Here is a 17,289-nt window from a genome sequence, read left to right on the forward strand (position 1 = left end):
CCCGTCTTTAAATTTTAGCACAATAACGGGCGAATTTGAAGGGAGATCATTTCTTAAGAGGTCATTTCTTAAATGGGGAATTTTCCTGGGATTTGGCGATCTTGCTAGTGAGATACCTGTAGACTCCGGCAATGATGAAAATGGAGAACCACCCGGGCACTATCTTTCCAATTATAAGAAAATCGTATAACCCGTGCAGAAGGACCGCCGTGCCGAGCCCGCGCGTCAGTAAAGCAGGAGCCATATCAGCCTGGAATTTGGCTCTGGCCAGGTAATAACCGGAAATACCGGAAAATGAAGCATGGGCAAGGCAGGTAACGAAGGCTCTGATCAAACCCACTGTGATACCGAATGAGGCAGCATACAGAAGGTTTTCCGCCGCAGCAAAGCCTAGACCGGAGGAGACCGAATAGACTATTCCATCCATCAGTTCATTGAATTCATGGGAGTCGTAAGCTGCCAATTTCACGGCCAATAGCTTCACCGATTCTTCGGCGACACCCACGACAAAAATGGTCACAAGGGCGAGACTGAATAGGTTCGCAGGTCCCATCTGGGTAAATCTTCTAAATGGCATCTCTATCAAGATCGCGGGGAAAACCGCTATCGCCCCGTATATGAAAGACTTCAGGATGAGGGACTTGGGTTCAGGTTCATATTTATCCTGGCGATAGAAATACGTTACCCATAGGATGCCTGGCACAAGTGATACCAAGGTTAATGCAAAAAGGTCAGGATTAGGATCTGACAATTCCATTCACTCCTAGCTATTCAAATGCTCTCTTCCAAGTAACTGAGCGGAGCTCCAAGCTGTCTACTCAGGAGAGTATGGTAGCCATCTCTCTGAGAGATGCGGCACTGGCAATCACTTGATCCGGGAAGTATGATCCATTTTCGGGCTCCTACTTAGCTTTGCTTTGGATCATGGAAATGATACAATAATCATTAGATGCAGAAGAACCTTATCTTGTCATCGATCACGTCCGGGCAGGTGGAGACATGATTGTGATGGGCATTGATCCAGGTACAGCCTCGACCGGCTATGGGGTTATAGAAAGCTTCGGGGGGCGCTTGGCCTGTTTGGACTATGGATGCATTCGCACCGGCTCGAATATGTCCTCGTCCCGCCGGCTGGAAACCATTTACGCTGCGGTTTCGCGATTGATATCCAGTTACTCACCGGAGGTGATCGCGGTTGAGGAATTGTTCTTCAACAGGAATGCAAAGACCGCGCTGAAAGTAGGAGAGTCGCGGGGGGTTGTGATACTCGCCGCTGTAAGACATAGTATCCGTGTGGCAGAATATACGCCTCTCCAGATAAAGCAGGCTATAACAGGATATGGTCGGGCGTCCAAAAGCCAGATACAAAGGATGATAAAGCTGCTCTTAAATCTGGAGTCTGTTCCTTCGCCCGACGACACTGCAGATGCCCTGGCTTGCGCCATCTGTCACATTCACTCTGATAGCAGGCTTGGGAATTTGGATCGGGCGTTGGAGGCCGACAGGAGAGAGGGATGCTTGGGTGATGGCCGGGAATTGACGGGCATGCTGAAGAGTGGAGAGAATCAGGGATGATATCATACATCAAGGGTAAGGTCGTGGAGTCTGGTCCCGGATATGTAGTTCTTGAGACCGGAGGGATCGGCTATCATATAGAGGTCCCTGCTACGGTACCCATTTCGGAACAGCGCCAGGGGTACGACATGAGGCTTTTCGTATGTCTCATGATTCGTGACGAAAGCATCGTGCTATACGGTTTCCCTTCGAGGGAGGAAGAAAAGCTCTTCAGAGAACTCATTTCAGTTAGCGGTGTAGGCCCCAAGGCGGCAATGAATATCCTCTCAGCCATGGATGTCGAATCCTTCAAGGTTGCGATATCACGAGAGGATACCCCGGCATTGACTAGGATATCTGGCATTGGCGCCAAGACTGCCAAGCGGCTCATTCTTGAATTGAAAGAACGCCTGTCGCGCATTGGCGCCAAGGCAGGGGGGTCTGGAGAGACGGGAGAGGGACAGGCTACCCGGCTGGAGATAGAGAATGAAGCTATTCAAGCCCTCGTCTCCTTGGGATATCAATATTCAGAAGCTCGAGGCGCCGTAATCTCAGCCATTTCCGAAAACAATCTCCCGGCGGATACCGGGGAACTGGTGAAACTGGCTCTACGCGCCCTTTCAAGACATTGATATCTTATGAGGTCGGATCTATTTTGCATTTACACTCATATATACTTGATCGACATCTTTTGAGGAGGATATAGCTTATAATGGCAGAGGAACGGGTGATTTCCCCATTAGCCAGGGACGAAGATCTTGCGGCGGACCAGAGTTTGAGGCCGCGATGGTTAAGCGAATATATAGGTCAGAATTCTCTCAAAGAGAACCTTTCGATCTATATCCAGGCAGCACGTGAACGTGGGGAGCCCCTAGACCATGTTTTGCTATATGGCCCGCCTGGGCTGGGCAAGACCACTATGGCCCATATCATCGCTCATGAACTGGCGGTCGGCATAAGGGTGACTTCGGGACCTGCGATCGAGCGGCCGGGGGATATGGCTGCCATTCTCACAAATCTCAGCCCCGGGGATGTGCTGTTCATAGATGAGATTCACCGACTCAATCGGACGGTCGAGGAAATCCTCTATCCTGCCATGGAGGATTTTGCCCTGGATATAGTCATAGGCAAAGGTCCATCCGCCCGATCAATAAGGATCGATCTTCCCAAGTTTACCCTGGTAGGCGCCACGACTCGCGCGGGGCTTTTGACCTCTCCTCTTCGTGATAGATTTGGGATGATCCACAGGCTGGAATTCTATTCGCCAGAAGAACTCGGGGGAATCCTCAACAGGGCTGCTGCGCAGCTCTCCATCGAGCTCTCCCCGGATGCCGCCCGGGAGGTGGCCCGACGTTCTCGCGGAACTCCAAGGGTAGCTATCAGGCTGCTCAAGAGGGTTAGAGATTATGCGCAGGTCAAGGCCGATGGGGTCATAACCGGAGAGGTGGCCAGGGCTGCTCTTGGGCTTCTTGGCGTGGATGAAATGGGACTTGATGACACGGACCGGTTGTTGCTTACATCTATAATCCAGAAATTCGGCGGCAGGCCTGTGGGTATAGATACTATCGCCGCCTCCATCAATGAGGAAAGAGATACCATAGAGGATCTTTATGAGCCATATTTGCTCAAGATTGGTTTCCTCGAAAGAACCCCACGGGGCCGGGTCGTGACGCCGCTCGCATATTCTCACCTGGGATTCGAATTTCCGGGTGATCGTTTTTCTGACGGCGGCAGGGACAATGGGAACACGAGTGAAGATGACAGGCCAAATGCCAGACAGGAGGTCTTCAACTTTTGAAGATATTGCTGCACACTTGTTGTGCTCCATGCACTACTTATTGTCGAAAGGTGCTTGAAGAAGAAGGCATAGGTGTAACTGGTTACTTTTATAACCCTAATATCCATCCGTACAAGGAATTTGAGAGACGCCGTGACACCATGAAAGAGTATGCTGCTAAAACCGGGTTCGATGTGATATATTATGATGTCTACGAGATGGAGGATTTCATCCGAAATGTAGTATTTCGTGAGGACGAGAGATGCCGATTCTGCTATTATATGAGATTGAAAAAAGCGGCTTATGCAGCTAAATCCGGCGGATTTGAGGGGTTCTCCACAACCCTTCTCATCAGTCCATACCAGAAGCATGAACTCATACGGGAGGTGGCCGAGCGGGTCTCTGAAGAATCGTCCATTCCATTCATATATCGCGATTTCCGGCAAGGTTACAGGGACAGCGTGAGGATGTCAAGGGAATTGGGATTATATCGGCAGCCCTATTGCGGATGTATATACAGCGAAAAGGAACGCTATCTGGGGCAAAAGAATAAATGATATTTCATATTTCATTGGGGTGATGGTTTTTGGGGGATTTCGGATCCTTTGGCAAGCTTCTCGTGGCGGTCGGAGGGCTCTTCGTCCTCATCGGTCTTCTTATGCTGGCCTTTGGCAAGATTCCGTGGATAGGGCATCTACCAGGTGATATATATATCAAGAAAGGGAATTTCTCTTTCTATTTTCCAGTTGTTACATGTATCATCGTGAGTGTGCTCTTGACCTTGATATTTAGCCTGTTTTCCCGGAGATAAGCGTCTAGGCGATGGCGCTCATGGCATGAAGCTACCGGCGGAATAGCCATAGAGGGAGAGGGGCAGCATAGATTTGAGAAGGAGTCCAGTCGATGGCATTGTACAGGACTGAGGGTGTGATCCTGAGGAATCAGCTTCTTGGTGAAGCTGATAGGATTGTCACCATTTATACCCGTGAACGGGGAAAGGTCAGGGCCGTAGCTAGAGGCGCGAGGAGGCCACGGAACAGATTTGTCGGGAGCAGCCAGCCCTTTACCCTTGCGGACTTTCTGATATTTGACAATAAGGGTCTTGACAATATAAGCCAGATAGAGATCAAGGAATCTTTCGCGGAACTCCGCAATGATTTAGGGCTCATGGCGCGCGCCTCATATCTTGCAGAACTTCTATGCCAGGTTATGGAAGAGGAAGAGGCGAATCCAGAGATCTACAAACTTCTGGTGGCCTGTTACTATCTTTTGCTGGAAGCCAAGAATTCGCCGAGCGTGGACCCGGATAGCGTCCTTTGTCTCTATGAGGCTCAATTGCTGAAGTTTTTGGGATATGCGCCTTTGCTGGACGGGTGCGTGGGCTGCCACGCGCCACTTGATGCGCGCGCTTATACATTCTATCCAAGCCTGGGCGGAGTTCTTTGTGATGCCTGCAGGGATAAGGGAACGCGCCCTGAGAGCCCCGGGATAAAGGTGTCAAAGGGGACCATCGAGACACTCAAGTATCTTTTGAACTGCGATCCCGGGAAATTGCGGAATTTCAGGATGTCCCGGTCCACGAAGGTTGAGTTGCAGCAGGTTCTAAGGTCGCATATAGATTTCAGGTTGGAAGTGCCGTTGAAGTCTCGAAATTTCTTGGAGCATTTCCTGGGCTGAAAGGAGGAATGCATGATGGATATCACCATAGATAAGGTAGACTGTCTGCGTGAGCGCGCTGGTCTCTCCTATGAAGAGGCCGTAGACTATCTCAAACAGGCGGATGGAGACCTGGTGCAGGCTTTGGTGCTCATTGAACGGGAGGCGAGAGAAGGACGCCAGAAGCTAATGGCGAAAGGCACGGAAGTCCTCACGAGGCTCAAGGATTTGATTCGCGCCGGCAATGAAACGAAGATAAGGATAAAGCAGAATGACAGGACAGTGGCGGAGGTTCCTGTTACCGCAGGAATAGTGGGTGCCGTATTGGCCCCCCAGGTGGCCGTGCTTGGGGCCCTTACCGCGCTGGCCACGCGATGTTCCATCGCCATTGAAGGGCGGGCGTCGTCCGCAGAGTATGCGCCCGGGGAGGCGGGCGGTCAGGTGCATCAGGTAGATCTGCATTGACAGAGAAACCTCCCTTTGTTATAGTTACTGTGTGCTCTTGAGGTATGCCCCTCGCCCCTGGGGTTTTTGCCCGGACGAGGGGTTTTTCATGGAGGGATGAGGGTGCGCCCGGGTGGGTTTTCTTACCTGGAGGATCTGAGGCGTATCTTGCGCCAGTCCAGGCGCTACATAACCTTTATCGCTTTCACATTCCTCCTGGGCGCGATATCCGGCTTCTTTTTGTATAAGTTCTTTCCTGATGAAATAACTCTACTCGTCTCAGATATTACTGCAAGACTTGCGGAATTGACCAGAGCTGTCGAGGCGGCCAGCCTTCCTGGAGCTATCTGCATGATTTTCTGGAAGAATTTCAAGGTCGTCTTGACGTGCGTAGCCTCTGGGCTCTTGTTCGGCATCTTGCCGGTTTTCGCGGTATTTTCAAATGGTTTTTTCATAGGGGTTGCTGCAAGCCATGCATCATCCAAGGGACTGAATGTCCCGCTGCTCCTGCTTGGGAGTGTAGCCCCGCATGGGATCTTCGAGGTTCCGGCGGTCATCCTGGGCGGGGTCATCGGCATGAGGATTGGCTTCAATATACTGGCGCTCTTTCGTTCGAGGCAGACGATCGCGGGGGTCTTACGGGTATTGGCTGATGCCGTTATGATCATGGTTCTGGTAATTGCGCCGCTCCTGGCCGTGGCAGCTTCTATAGAGATGACCGTCACCCGTCATATCGTCACTCATGTGATCGCGCCCGGACTCGGGACTTTCTGATGAGATCGGGAAGGTGTTTTTCTGTGACTTTTCAAGAGATCATAAGCGCGTTGGAGGACTTCTGGCATGCTCAGGGATGCCTGATAATGCAGCCCTATGATGTTGAGGTTGGAGCCGGTACCATGAGCCCGTCCACCTTTCTCAGGGCCCTTGGTCCGGAGCCCTGGAAGGTTGCATATGTTCAGCCTTCCAGACGACCAGCAGACGGGAGATATGGAGAGAACCCGAACAGGCTGTTTCAGCATCATCAATATCAGGTAATACTGAAGCCATCGCCTGATGATGTTCAGGAGACATATATCAATAGTCTCGAGGCCATCGGCATCTCACCTGCCCAGCACGACATCCGGTTCGTCGAAGATAATTGGGAATCTCCGACTTTGGGCGCCTGGGGGACAGGCTGGGAAGTTTGGCTGGACGGGATGGAGATCACTCAGTTTACCTATTTCCAGCAGATGGGCGGGATTGATGTAAGACCCGTTTCCTGCGAGATCACCTATGGTCTTGAGAGAATCGCAATGTACCGGCAAAACGTGGATAATGTCTTTGATATATGGTTTTCTGAGGGGATAAAATATGGGGAGGTTTTCCGCCAGTTTGAGTTTGAAAACTCCACATATGGATTTGACCTCGCAGAAATCCAGGCACTCAATTCCCTCTATCAGATTTATGAATCAGAAGCGATGCGGGTTCTGGAGGCCGGTCTCGTCTTGCCGGCATATGACTATGTGCTCAAGTGCTCCCATGTATTCAATCTTCTGGACGCGCGTGGCGCTCTGAGTGTTGCAGAGAGGACTGGCATGATGTCTAAGATACGTGCATTAGCTGGACAGTGTGCGGCGAAATTCATCGAAAATCGAGAGAAGATCGGGTTTCCTCTACTGCATAGAGATTAGACCATTGCCGGAGGGAGAACCTACCGTGTATCGAGATGCTATACTTGAAATAGGATGCGAAGAAATTCCTGCGCGCTTCATGCCTAGTGCCATTCAGGCTCTTCAGGAGATAGGGAAGAATCTCCTCGAGTCTGCACATCTCCAATTTGAGCGAGTATCTGCATTTGGCGCTCCCAGGCGGCTTGTGTTATACATCTCTGAGCTGGAAGAGCTGCAGAAAGAGACAGTCAGGGAGGTCAGGGGGCCCGCAAAGCGTGTCGCTTTTGATGAATCAGGCCAACCTACAAGGGCGGCCATGGGCTTTGCGAAGGCTCAGGGCGTAAGGGTGGAGGACCTCGTTGTAAAATCTGATGAAAAGGGCGAATATGTCTTCGCGGAGATAAGATCAAAAGGGGAACCCGCAATATCGGCGCTTTCACGGATATTTCCCAGGATCATAACCTCGCTTCCTTTTCCAAAGACAATGAGATGGGGGGACCATTCACTTAGGTTCGTCAGGCCAATCAGGTGGCTCCTGGCTTTGTACGGAGACGAATTGGTGGATTTCGAGATCGATGGCATCCACTCCGGCAGTGTCACCTTCGGCCATAGGTTTTTATCCCGGGGTCCGATTGCCGTAAAGCGAGCGGAAGGATACCACAGCGCCATACAGGAAGGCAGCGTAGTCCTGGACCAGAATGAAAGGCGGGAGATCATCCTGGCACAGGCACTAGAGCTTGCCCAGGAGGTATCCGGCAGGCCATTGATCAACCCTGGTCTTTTAGAGGAGATTATATTTCTTTGCGAGCATCCTAGAGGCTTTCGCGGGGAATTCCCTTCCCAATTCCTCGATATACCCAGGGATGTCCTGATCACCACCATGGAGAAACACCAGAGATACATCCCCATCGAGGGACCCGATGGCCGCCTTATGCCATATTTTATCGCCTTCCGCGATGGCGGCGACTATGGCATAGATGAAGTTAGACGGGGAAATGAGCGCGTCCTCAGGGCGAGACTCGCAGATGCCCGGTTCTTCTATGATGAAGACCGAAAGATACCGCTAGCGGATTATGTGGAGCGGCTCGGAGGGATGACGTTCATTGAAGGTCTAGGTACAATCAGGGACAAGACGGATAGGCTTGTAGAGCTTTCTGGTTACCTTACCAGCGAACTGGACCTTGACGAACACATCCGGAAAGTCACTGAACGTTCGGCATTTCTCTGTAAGGCTGACCTTGCCACCAATATGGTGCGGGAATTTACAGAGCTCCAGGGAGTAATGGGCCGGGACTATGCTCTATCATCCGGAGAAGACCCTGAAGTAGCGATGGCGATCTTTGAGCATTATCTTCCACGTTTTGCCGAAGATATCCTTCCCGAGACTCTGCCAGGGGCGGTAGTCGGCATAGCTGACAAGATCGATACGATTGGCGCATGCTTCATGGCTGGTCTCGAACCTACAGGTTCGCAGGATCCATATGCTCTCAGACGGCAGAGTTCAGGGATCATAGCGATCATTGTCAAGCACAATCTAAAATTGTCCATGGAAAAACTCGTCCAGCGGGGCATACAAGGGTTGAACGCAGGCGCATCACAGAAAGTCGTGACGCAAATCCTATCGTTCATGGAAGGACGCATGAAATCCTACCTTCTCGAGAAGGGGATACGCTATGACCTGGTGGATGCAGTGATTGGCGCAGGTTTTGACGATGTCCTGGGGACGGTGAAGAGAGCGCAGGCGCTTCATTCTGTCTCAGCCCGTGACGAGTTCTATAAGATGGCAACCGGATTTACCCGTGCTGCCAACATCGCCGGCAAACAGTTGAGAGGACCTGTGGATGAGTCTCTTCTCATGGAGGATGCTGAGCGCAGGTTGTATTCATGTTATCTCGATGTGAAGGATGATGTGGAGAGATACCGTGAGGCAGGAGAACCTGAGAAGATGATTCTATCAGTGGCTAAATTTGCAGAGCCCATAGATGAGTTCTTTTCCAATGTGCTCGTCATGGCGGAAGATGAGAAGGTGAAAGCTAACCGCCTGAATCTTCTCTCTGCCATAGCGGCATTGGTAGGTGGCATAGCAGATATGTCAAAAGTTGTAATAGCTAAAAATTCGACGACGGGATGAAGGATCCTGCATGTTTTTGTAGAATATACCGAGGATTGATATGGGTTTCCAGTACCGTCTTGCGATGAGGATCTTCCAACATGGTCAAAATATAGATTTGAACCAGGCTTGAGCTGAGATTCTTTCATCGGGCGTACATGGGACTTATTATAGGCATAAAGTCTAAATGGAAGGAGATGCAAGACACGATGCCACAGGAGAAGAAGTATGTATACTTCTTTGGCGGCGGTAAGGCCGAAGGTACAGCGGCGATGAGAAACCTCCTTGGAGGTAAGGGCGCCAATATCGCTGAAATGACGAATCTCGGGATCCCGGTGCCGCCAGGCTATACCATTTCCACAGAGGTGTGCACTATTTACTATGAAAGCGGAGGCAAATATCCCCCGGAAATAGAACGGCAGATCGACGAAAATCTGAAGAAATTGGAAGATCTAATGGGGCGGAAATTGGGCGATCCCGATAATCCGCTCCTGGTATCTGTCCGTTCAGGCGCACGGGTTTCAATGCCAGGCATGATGGACACGGTCCTCAACCTCGGTCTCAATGATCAAACGGTCAAAGGGCTCATCAAGAACACAAATAACGAGCGGTTTGCCTATGATGCATACCGCAGGTTCATCCAGATGTTTGGTTCAGTGGTGTTAGGACTCTCCCATGACGATTTTGAGGAAATAATCGATGAGAAGAAGAAGGAACTGGGTGTCACCCTTGATACCGAGCTCGACGCTGAGGCCCTCAAGGATCTAGTAGTGAAATTCAAGGCTATGATAAAACAGAAGAAGGGCATAGACTTCCCTGAGGATGCAAGAAAGCAGCTGGACATGGCCCGGGATGCCGTATTCCGTTCGTGGAACAACCCAAGAGCTATTACATATCGCAAGATTCATGGAATCCCCGGAGATTGGGGTACTGCTGTAAATGTACAGGCCATGGTCTTCGGTAACATGGGCGATGATTCAGGAACAGGCGTTGCCTTCACTCGCGACCCTGCTACCGGTGAGAAGAAATACTATGGTGACTACCTCAGGAACGCTCAGGGTGAGGATGTAGTCGCCGGAATCAGGACCCCCAAGCCTATTTCAGAGCTGGAAAAGGAGATGCCTGAGATATATCGGCAGCTTACTGAGATCTTTGAGAAGCTGGAAAGGCACTACAGAGATGTACAGGATGTGGAATTCACCATTCAGCAAGGGAAACTCTACATGCTTCAGACCCGAAACGCTAAGCGCACGGCGCAGGCGGCTGTCAAGATCGCGTGTGACATGGTAAGAGAGGGGCTCATTACGAAAGAAGAGGCGCTTTTACGCGTCGAGCCTGCTCAGCTTGACCAGCTGCTCCATAAGCGTATCGACCCCAAGGCTAAATTGCAGGTTGTAGCTAAAGGCGTCGCAGCATCTCCGGGAGCTGCGGTAGGGGCTGTCGTCTTCACTGCCGATGACGCGGCGGCTAGAGGCGGAAAAGGTGAAAAGGTCATCCTCGTCCGCAAAGAGACCTCGCCGGATGATATTCATGGAATGGCGGCTGCGCAGGGCATTCTAACGACGCGCGGTGGCAAGACGAGCCATGCGGCTGTAGTCGCGAGAGGCATGGGGACTCCATGTGTTTCAGGCTGCGAGGCCATAACAGTCAATGAAGCAGCCCGCCAGTTTACCGTGGCCGGGCATGTGGTGAAAGAGGGCGACATAATAACCATAGATGGCACTGACGGGCGCGTTATACTTGGTGAGGCCCCCCTCATCGAGCCGAGCATAAGCGGTGATTTTGAGATGCTCATGAACTGGGCAAATGAGGTGCGCGTGCTAGGCGTGAGGGCCAATGCTGATACTCCGCACGATGCCAGCACTGCAAGGAAATTCGGAGCTGGCGGCATCGGTCTCTGCCGTACTGAGCATATGTTCTTTGCCGAAGAGCGCGTGCCAATAGTACAGCAGATGATCCTTGCCGATACCACTGAAGCTCGTAAGGCGGCATTGGATAAGCTCCTCCCGATGCAGAAGTCAGACTTTTTGGCCATTCTCAAGGAGATGAACGGGCTTCCTGTAATAATTAGGCTTCTAGATCCGCCTTTGCATGAGTTCTTGCCGAGTCGTGAGGAGCTCCTGGTCGATGTCACGAAGCTCAAGATTCAAGGTGGCTCGCCTGAGGAACTCGAGCAGAAGGAGACCCTCCTGGCTCGAGTCGACAAGCTCCACGAGATCAACCCCATGCTGGGCCACCGTGGCTGTAGACTAGGGATCACTTATCCTGAGATCACTGAGATGCAGGCCAGGGCCATTTTTGAGGCCGCATGCGAACTCACCAAGGAGGGATATACGATTATCCCTGAGGTCATGATACCGGTTGTCGGGCATGTGAATGAAATCTCTATCGCTAGAGAAATAGTGGAACGCGTGGCCAAAGAGGTAATCTCCTCATATGGCGTCAAGCTCGACTACAAGATCGGGACCATGATCGAGCTTCCAAGGGCATGTATGACAGCCGACGAGATTGCAACTCAGGCCGAGTTCTTCTCTTTCGGCACCAATGACTTGACCCAGACGACATTCGGGTTTAGCCGCGATGATGCAGAGGGCAAGTTCCTCCCATACTATCTAGAGCATAACATCCTAGAGCACAACCCATTTGAGGTGCTAGATAGGAAGGGCGTAGGTGCCCTGATCGAAATAGCTGTTGGAAAGGGACGCAAAACCCGCCCTGATCTCGAGGTCGGTATCTGCGGCGAACATGGTGGCGAGCCGAGCTCTGTGGAATTCTGCCATATAGCGGGCCTTGACTATGTGAGCTGCTCTCCATACAGAGTGCCTATTGCCATCCTGGCCGCGGCACAGGCAGAGTTGAAGCATCCTAGAGCCAGGAAGGAAGCTGTAAAGGCCGAGTATTCGACTGTATAGATCCCACTCCTGGAATAGCTCTAGATAATGCTTACATGAGGGGCGGTTCCGGCCGGGGCTGCCCCTTTTCTATTGAGTAGCCGGGATATAAGTTGAAAGTGGATTTCCCATGAAATGGACACAAATGCGGCGCTTGGGGCATACATTGCCTTAGAATAGTCATAATATAGACCAAAGGGGCAAAGGATGAGAATTTCTCGCTTCAAAATGTTATTTTGAAGCAGGAGAAACTTTCAGACCGTCGAATATGTAAAGCCGATTACTAAGATGTTCCGCGCGGCCTCGCTTCCGTGGCCTCTGTTAGGTGGAGCGAGGCTGTTTTGACTGTGGGATCTTCGCTGAGCCCTACCAGGCCATGTGAGGGAGGAAAATCTGGGGCTTTCGCGAAATCCTGTAAGGGGAGATATGTGAAACTGTGGCATAAAACTGTCAAGATTTCGAGATAGGGTCTTTATCATGAGCGAGGCGAATGTCTATTGTCAGCGCGATTCTCAAGCGCAGAGCTCGAGGAGATCAGAATTAGAAATGATATTATAGAGGTAATATCCGAATATGTCCCGCTCCGCGAGTCTGGGAGGGGGTATAAGGCTCTTTGCCCGTTTCATAGTGAACGTACCCCGTCTTTCACGGTCTCTCCCGAAAAGCAATTATTTCACTGCTTTGGCTGCGGCGCCGGAGGGGATGTCTTCACATTCATCATGAAGATCGAGAACCTCGACTTTCCGGGGGCAGTTCGATTCCTCGCCGACAGGGCCGGAATAAAGCCTCGCGATATGCCGGTGGGGAAGGGATATGTTCAGGTTGATAGGGAACAACTCTATAAGGTCAATGAGCTGGCTGCGGACTTTTTCAAGAAGGCATTGCTTTCAAAGGGCTCAGGAGAAAGGGCTCTCCTTTACATCAAGTCACGCGGGATCACCATGGAGACCATTGAGAAATTCAGACTTGGATACGCATATCCGGAATGGGATCGTCTGACTTCGCGCTTCTCGCATCTGGGGATATCTCTCCCGGCCGCCGAGAAAGCCGGTCTCGTGGTGAAGAGGAAGGATGGGTCCGGATACTATGACAGGTTTCGAGACAGAGTGATGTTTGCTATTTGCGACCGGCGGGGACGAGTTATTGGGTTTGGCGGTAGGGTGCTGGATGATACCCAGCCAAAGTACCTTAATTCAGCAGAGTCGCCGGTTTTCAATAAAAGGCATAATCTCTATGGTCTATATCATGCTCATGAATCCATCTCTAAGCATGGCAGGGCTATTTTGGTCGAAGGATATACCGACGTTTTAGCGCTGCATCAGGCCGGTTTTGACTGCGCCGTAGCATCGCTTGGGACCGCCCTTACTCCTGAACAGGCGAAGCTGCTGGGGATGTTGGCCAGGGAAGTGGTTTTAGCTTATGATCCCGATGTAGCTGGTAAGATGGCCACTTTGCGGGGGCTTGAGTTGCTCCTCCAGGCTGGCTTGACCGTCAAGGTGGCGGAATTGCCAGAAGGCCTCGATCCAGATGAAGTAATTCGCAATAAGGGTAGAGAGTTCTTCGCCGGGATCATTGACAATGCCGTAGGTTATATAGATTATCGGCTGCGAGTCTCGCTCGAAAAAAGAAGCCTGGACTCCACCGAGGATCGTGTGGCAATTGCCAGGGAGATGGTACCTGTCCTGGCATCGTTGCCCGGAGTTGTTGCTCGCAGAGAGTATGTAGCAATGGTTGCTTCAAGACTGGGCCTTGCAGAAGATTCTTTATGGAACGATGTCTTAGGTTATCAGCACAGAATGCCCGGAAGCGCTGTCCGGCAACAAGAAGGGGCAGGACCCAGAAGGTATATGGCCCCTCTAAAGGATAAAAATGGAGAAAACGGAAATACTATCTCCAGGCGAGATAACCTGGGGAAAGCTTACCGGGAAGCAGAAGCTACCTTGCTTCATCTTGCCATCGAGGATCCTGAGATTCTCGCAAGGATCGAGGAGGAGATTGGCGTAGAAGGTTTTCATTACCCTGAGCACCAGAAGATATATAGCGCGATTCTCGAAGCCTCGGGCCATGCAGCGCGCGCCCTTGCAATCCTGGGGGAAGGCCGCGAGCGAAATCTCGCTCAAGACATTTTCTCCAGGGAGCTGCCTTGCGAGGAACCAGGGCTCAGGGAACGTGTCATGAAGGATTGTATACGTCTCGTGCGCGAGAGGCAGTTGCGGTTGAAGATCGCGTCTCTCGAAGAAAAGATGCGTCTGGCAGAGAAAAAGGGGGAGACTGAGAAATCAAACGAACTTTTGCTAGAACTTCAGCAATTAGCCGAGAGACTAAGCCGGGAATTGCCGCATACCTGATCGGGGAGAACGGCAGGAACACCAGTCAGTGTTGTTTTTTTGAAATGCTGCAATTTCGGTGTCAGAGGAAGGGGGGAGAAAAGTGGCGAAGCATCCAGAACGCGATATTCCCGAGGTAAAGCAACTGTTAGAGACAGGATTGAAGAAAGGCAGCCTCACTTACCAAGAGGTCATGGATTCATTGCATAAGGTTGATCTTACGCCCGAACAGATTGATGATATATATGAGTTGCTGGCAGAAAAGGGCATAGATATAGTGCCTGAGCCAAATGAACCTGGTGAGGTTGTCGAACCCGATGCTGCAGAGATAGAAGCTATAGAGCACCAGGATGGAGGGGCGCATGAACCTATAGAGATTGACTTGACTGCGCCTGAAGGTATCGCCACCGATGACCCCGTCCGGATGTACCTCAAGGAAATCGGGAGAGTTCCTCTCCTTACGCCTGAGGAGGAAATCGAGCTTGCAAAGAGGATCGAAAAAGGGGATGAGGAGGCCAAGCGTAAGCTTGCCGAGGCAAATCTCAGGTTGGTGGTAAGTATCGCCAAACGTTATGTGGGGCGCGGGATGCTTTTTTTGGACCTCATCCAGGAAGGAAATTTAGGGTTGATCAAGGCTGTCGAAAAATTCGATTACCGGAAAGGGTATAAGTTTAGTACTTATGCTACATGGTGGATCAGGCAGGCCATTACCCGCGCCATCGCGGACCAGGCTCGCACCATTCGTATTCCGGTTCACATGGTGGAGACCATAAACAAGCTAATTCGCGTGCAGCGTCAACTCCTGCAGGAACTCGGCCGGGAACCCACCCCAGAGGAGATCGCTGCCGAGATGGGAATTAGTGCCGATAGGGTGAGGGAGATCACAAAAGTCGCGCAGGAACCTGTCTCCCTCGAGACTCCCATCGGGGAAGAAGAAGACAGCCATCTGGGAGATTTTATTGAAGACGAGGATGCGCCTGCCCCCGCTGAGGCTGCATCGCACCTTCTGTTGCGGGAACAGCTCGAAGGTGTCTTAGATAGCCTCACCCCCAGGGAGGAGAGAGTCCTCCGCCTGAGGTTCGGCCTAGATGACGGGAGATCGAGGACCCTCGAAGAGGTAGGGCAGGTGTTTGGCGTTACCCGTGAACGCATAAGGCAGATCGAGGCGAAGGCATTGCGGAAGTTGAGACACCCCAGCAGGAGCAAGAAACTCAAGGACTTCCTCGAATAAAATTTCGCTCTAGGGGGTTGACTTGCCGGGATGCACAGACTATAATAAATTGTGTAACGCTGAGTTCCCTGGTAGCTCAACGGTAGAGCAACCGGCTGTTAACCGGTAGGTTGCAGGTTCGAGACCTGCCCAGGGAGCCATCTTTATGGGCCCATAGCTCAGCGGTAGAGCGACCGGCTCATAACCGGTTGGTCCCTGGTTCGAATCCGGGTGGGCCCACCAGGTCGATCGAGCGGTAGCAGCGTCAATACCAATACGGTGAAGTGGCAACGCAGTCCAGTATGTGATTGCGTTGTTTTTTTTGTCTTGCTGCAATTAGAGCTGCCAAGTCTGAAAATTTTGATCGCTCATCGGCACCTGCAAAGGAATACCCTCCGTTTTGGCGAATATAAGGTAAATAATAGAACTTATGCCGGGGTTCTCCCGTGGGCATGAGGCTGGATTTTTGAAAGGAGGGTGAAGGCATCTTGGCGGAACCAGGAACTGATGTCACAAAGACCGACGAGCAGATCGTTGAAGAAGGAAAAGTTTGGGCGGCAACAAGTTACCTTTGGATACTCTGGATTGTTACTTTCATGACACAAAGGGAGAACAAATTCGCCATCTTTCATGCGAAACAGGCTTTTCTGTTATTCATAGCAAGCCTAATCGCGGGCATAATACCGGTGATTGGATGGGTCATCCTCGAACCCATCATCGTGATAATAGCCATCATCGGGATAGTCCAGGCCCTACTTGGGCGCTACTGGAGGATACCTCTCATCGCAGATCTAGCAGATAAGATCAAACTCTAGGGCAATTCATAATGGGAGGCCTTGTCAGTTTTTCCTGGCAAGGTCTCGATATTTGATTCCGGCAAATGGAAGGAACTCCCCTTACGGCGCCGAAATAATATATCTATGTGAGTGTAGGGGGAGGCATGGCGGACTCACCCAGGATTGCCTGTCATTTGTTTGGATAGGTGGGGTAGGGGAGAATGGAGCGTAAGTGCGAGATATGTGGAAGAGCGATTCCTAAGGAGCGGCTCGAGATCCTGCCGAGCACCAAGCGATGTGTTGAGTGCGCTCGAAAGAACGGGACAGATATCCACGCCAGAAAGACCGATGTTGGCATGGATATAGATACCTATAAGGATCTCCTCGGGGCCATGAGAAGCTGAGCTCCTTTGGGATGCTCCTGGATCACGAGTTCAGAGTTTCCATTGATCATGAGGGTTTTCAGGTATATAATCATCCAGGGAGATTCGCTGGTTTTTTGGTGGAACAAGCAGGCCGGATGGCCGCGGGCTGGCTGACGCCGGCCTGAGGAAAGTCCGAGCTCCACAGGGCAGGGTGCTGGGTAACACCCAGTGGGGGCGACCCCAAGGAAAGTGCAACAGAAATCAAACCGCCGGCATGAATCATCCGTCCGGTAAGGCTGAAACGGTGCGGTAAGAGCGCACCAGCAACTAGGCGACTGGTTGGCTAGGCAAACCCCACCTGGAGCAAGACCAAATAGGAGGGAGATAAAGTGGCCCGCTTTTCCCTCGGGTATGGTCGCTGGAGGCGCCGGGTGACCGGCGTCCTAGATAGATGGTCATCCTCGACAGAACTCGGCTTACAGACCTGCTTGTTCCTGCTTTCGTCAAGCGATCCTCAAAGCGTTTCAGAC

At 51.5% G+C, this 17,289-nt stretch carries 16 protein-coding genes, 2 tRNA genes and 1 other RNA gene; 18 read left to right on the forward strand and 1 reads right to left on the reverse strand.

Going from position 1 to position 17,289, the window contains the following annotated elements; translation table 11 throughout:
- Positions 1 to 61 precede the first annotated feature (61 nt).
- The gene (locus HPY52_07575; GenBank protein ID NPV80127.1) at positions 62 to 757 is read right to left on the reverse strand and encodes a PrsW family intramembrane metalloprotease; all 696 of its coding nucleotides are present in this window, start codon (positions 755 to 757) and stop codon (positions 62 to 64) included.
- Between the two features lie 242 nt (positions 758 to 999).
- Here HPY52_07575 and ruvC point away from each other — a divergent pair, with 242 nt between their 5' ends.
- The 18 genes from ruvC to rnpB all read left to right on the forward strand — a co-directional run bounded on the left by ruvC (position 1,000) and on the right by rnpB (position 17,254).
- On the forward strand, positions 1,000 to 1,575 hold the full coding sequence (ruvC, locus tag HPY52_07580; protein ID NPV80128.1) for a crossover junction endodeoxyribonuclease RuvC: 576 nt from the start codon (positions 1,000 to 1,002) through the stop codon (positions 1,573 to 1,575).
- The gene (gene ruvA, locus HPY52_07585; protein NPV80129.1) at positions 1,572 to 2,186 is read left to right on the forward strand and encodes a Holliday junction branch migration protein RuvA; all 615 of its coding nucleotides are present in this window, start codon (positions 1,572 to 1,574) and stop codon (positions 2,184 to 2,186) included. Before ruvC ends, ruvA begins: the two co-directional genes overlap by 4 nt.
- A gap of 80 nt (positions 2,187 to 2,266) precedes the next feature.
- Positions 2,267 to 3,352, forward strand: a complete 1,086-nt coding sequence (gene ruvB, locus HPY52_07590) for a Holliday junction branch migration DNA helicase RuvB (protein NPV80130.1) — start codon at positions 2,267 to 2,269, stop codon at positions 3,350 to 3,352.
- Entirely contained in the window at positions 3,349 to 3,888 is a 540-nt protein-coding gene (locus HPY52_07595; protein NPV80131.1) for an epoxyqueuosine reductase QueH, read from the forward strand. The genes ruvB and HPY52_07595 overlap by 4 nt, the downstream gene beginning before the upstream one ends.
- Before the next feature lie 29 nt (positions 3,889 to 3,917).
- A complete protein-coding gene (locus HPY52_07600) occupies positions 3,918 to 4,142 on the forward strand; it encodes a DUF2905 domain-containing protein (protein NPV80132.1) in 225 nt (74 codons plus the stop codon).
- Positions 4,143 to 4,234: 92 nt separating this feature from the next.
- Positions 4,235 to 5,008: a DNA repair protein RecO gene (recO, locus tag HPY52_07605; GenBank protein ID NPV80133.1), complete on the forward strand. Its 774-nt coding sequence runs from the start codon at positions 4,235 to 4,237 to the stop codon at positions 5,006 to 5,008.
- A 15-nt stretch (positions 5,009 to 5,023) separates the two neighbouring features.
- Positions 5,024 to 5,452 carry a DUF4342 domain-containing protein gene (locus HPY52_07610; protein NPV80134.1) on the forward strand — a complete coding sequence of 143 codons (429 nt, stop codon included), beginning with the start codon at positions 5,024 to 5,026 and terminating at the stop codon, positions 5,450 to 5,452.
- Between the two features lie 96 nt (positions 5,453 to 5,548).
- Positions 5,549 to 6,205 (forward strand): stage II sporulation protein M, encoded by a 657-nt coding sequence (locus tag HPY52_07615; GenBank protein ID NPV80135.1) that lies wholly within the window; start codon positions 5,549 to 5,551, stop codon positions 6,203 to 6,205.
- Positions 6,206 to 6,228: 23 nt separating this feature from the next.
- Positions 6,229 to 7,101 carry a glycine--tRNA ligase subunit alpha gene (gene glyQ, locus HPY52_07620; GenBank protein ID NPV80136.1) on the forward strand — a complete coding sequence of 291 codons (873 nt, stop codon included), beginning with the start codon at positions 6,229 to 6,231 and terminating at the stop codon, positions 7,099 to 7,101.
- A 25-nt stretch (positions 7,102 to 7,126) separates the two neighbouring features.
- Positions 7,127 to 9,211: a glycine--tRNA ligase subunit beta gene (locus HPY52_07625; GenBank protein ID NPV80137.1), complete on the forward strand. Its 2,085-nt coding sequence runs from the start codon at positions 7,127 to 7,129 to the stop codon at positions 9,209 to 9,211.
- A 188-nt stretch (positions 9,212 to 9,399) separates the two neighbouring features.
- The gene (locus HPY52_07630) at positions 9,400 to 12,102 is read left to right on the forward strand and encodes a pyruvate, phosphate dikinase (GenBank protein NPV80138.1); all 2,703 of its coding nucleotides are present in this window, start codon (positions 9,400 to 9,402) and stop codon (positions 12,100 to 12,102) included.
- Between the two features lie 476 nt (positions 12,103 to 12,578).
- The gene (locus tag HPY52_07635; protein NPV80139.1) at positions 12,579 to 14,429 is read left to right on the forward strand and encodes a DNA primase; all 1,851 of its coding nucleotides are present in this window, start codon (positions 12,579 to 12,581) and stop codon (positions 14,427 to 14,429) included.
- A 52-nt stretch (positions 14,430 to 14,481) separates the two neighbouring features.
- Entirely contained in the window at positions 14,482 to 15,639 is a 1,158-nt protein-coding gene (rpoD, locus tag HPY52_07640) for an RNA polymerase sigma factor RpoD (GenBank protein NPV80140.1), read from the forward strand.
- A 65-nt stretch (positions 15,640 to 15,704) separates the two neighbouring features.
- Positions 15,705 to 15,779: transfer RNA gene (locus tag HPY52_07645), tRNA-Asn, on the forward strand.
- A gap of 7 nt (positions 15,780 to 15,786) precedes the next feature.
- Positions 15,787 to 15,861, forward strand: a tRNA-Ile gene (locus tag HPY52_07650).
- 245 nt (positions 15,862 to 16,106) lie between these two features.
- Entirely contained in the window at positions 16,107 to 16,433 is a 327-nt protein-coding gene (locus tag HPY52_07655; protein ID NPV80141.1) for a hypothetical protein, read from the forward strand.
- 182 nt (positions 16,434 to 16,615) lie between these two features.
- Positions 16,616 to 16,798, forward strand: coding sequence for a hypothetical protein (locus HPY52_07660; protein ID NPV80142.1), 183 nt, complete (start codon positions 16,616 to 16,618; stop codon positions 16,796 to 16,798).
- Positions 16,799 to 16,902: 104 nt separating this feature from the next.
- Positions 16,903 to 17,254: RNase P RNA component class A (gene rnpB / locus HPY52_07665), an RNA gene on the forward strand.
- The last annotated feature ends 35 nt before the right edge of the window (positions 17,255 to 17,289 follow it).

The organism is Bacillota bacterium (assembly GCA_013178415.1).
Classification (GTDB): Bacteria; Bacillota; SHA-98; order Ch115; family Ch115; genus Ch115.

Coding starts and splice junctions, on each gene's coding strand:
- ruvA (NPV80129.1), top strand. CDS start 1,572: ATGATATCATACATCAAGGGTAAGGTCGTGGAGTCTGGTCCCGGATAT.
- HPY52_07610 (NPV80134.1), top strand. CDS start 5,024: ATGGATATCACCATAGATAAGGTAGACTGTCTGCGTGAGCGCGCTGGT.
- HPY52_07615 (NPV80135.1), top strand. CDS start 5,549: ATGAGGGTGCGCCCGGGTGGGTTTTCTTACCTGGAGGATCTGAGGCGT.
- HPY52_07660 (NPV80142.1), top strand. CDS start 16,616: ATGGAGCGTAAGTGCGAGATATGTGGAAGAGCGATTCCTAAGGAGCGG.
- recO (NPV80133.1), top strand. CDS start 4,235: ATGGCATTGTACAGGACTGAGGGTGTGATCCTGAGGAATCAGCTTCTT.
- ruvB (NPV80130.1), top strand. CDS start 2,267: ATGGCAGAGGAACGGGTGATTTCCCCATTAGCCAGGGACGAAGATCTT.
- HPY52_07630 (NPV80138.1), top strand. CDS start 9,400: ATGCCACAGGAGAAGAAGTATGTATACTTCTTTGGCGGCGGTAAGGCC.
- ruvC (NPV80128.1), top strand. CDS start 1,000: ATGATTGTGATGGGCATTGATCCAGGTACAGCCTCGACCGGCTATGGG.
- HPY52_07575 (NPV80127.1), bottom strand. CDS start 757: ATGGAATTGTCAGATCCTAATCCTGACCTTTTTGCATTAACCTTGGTA.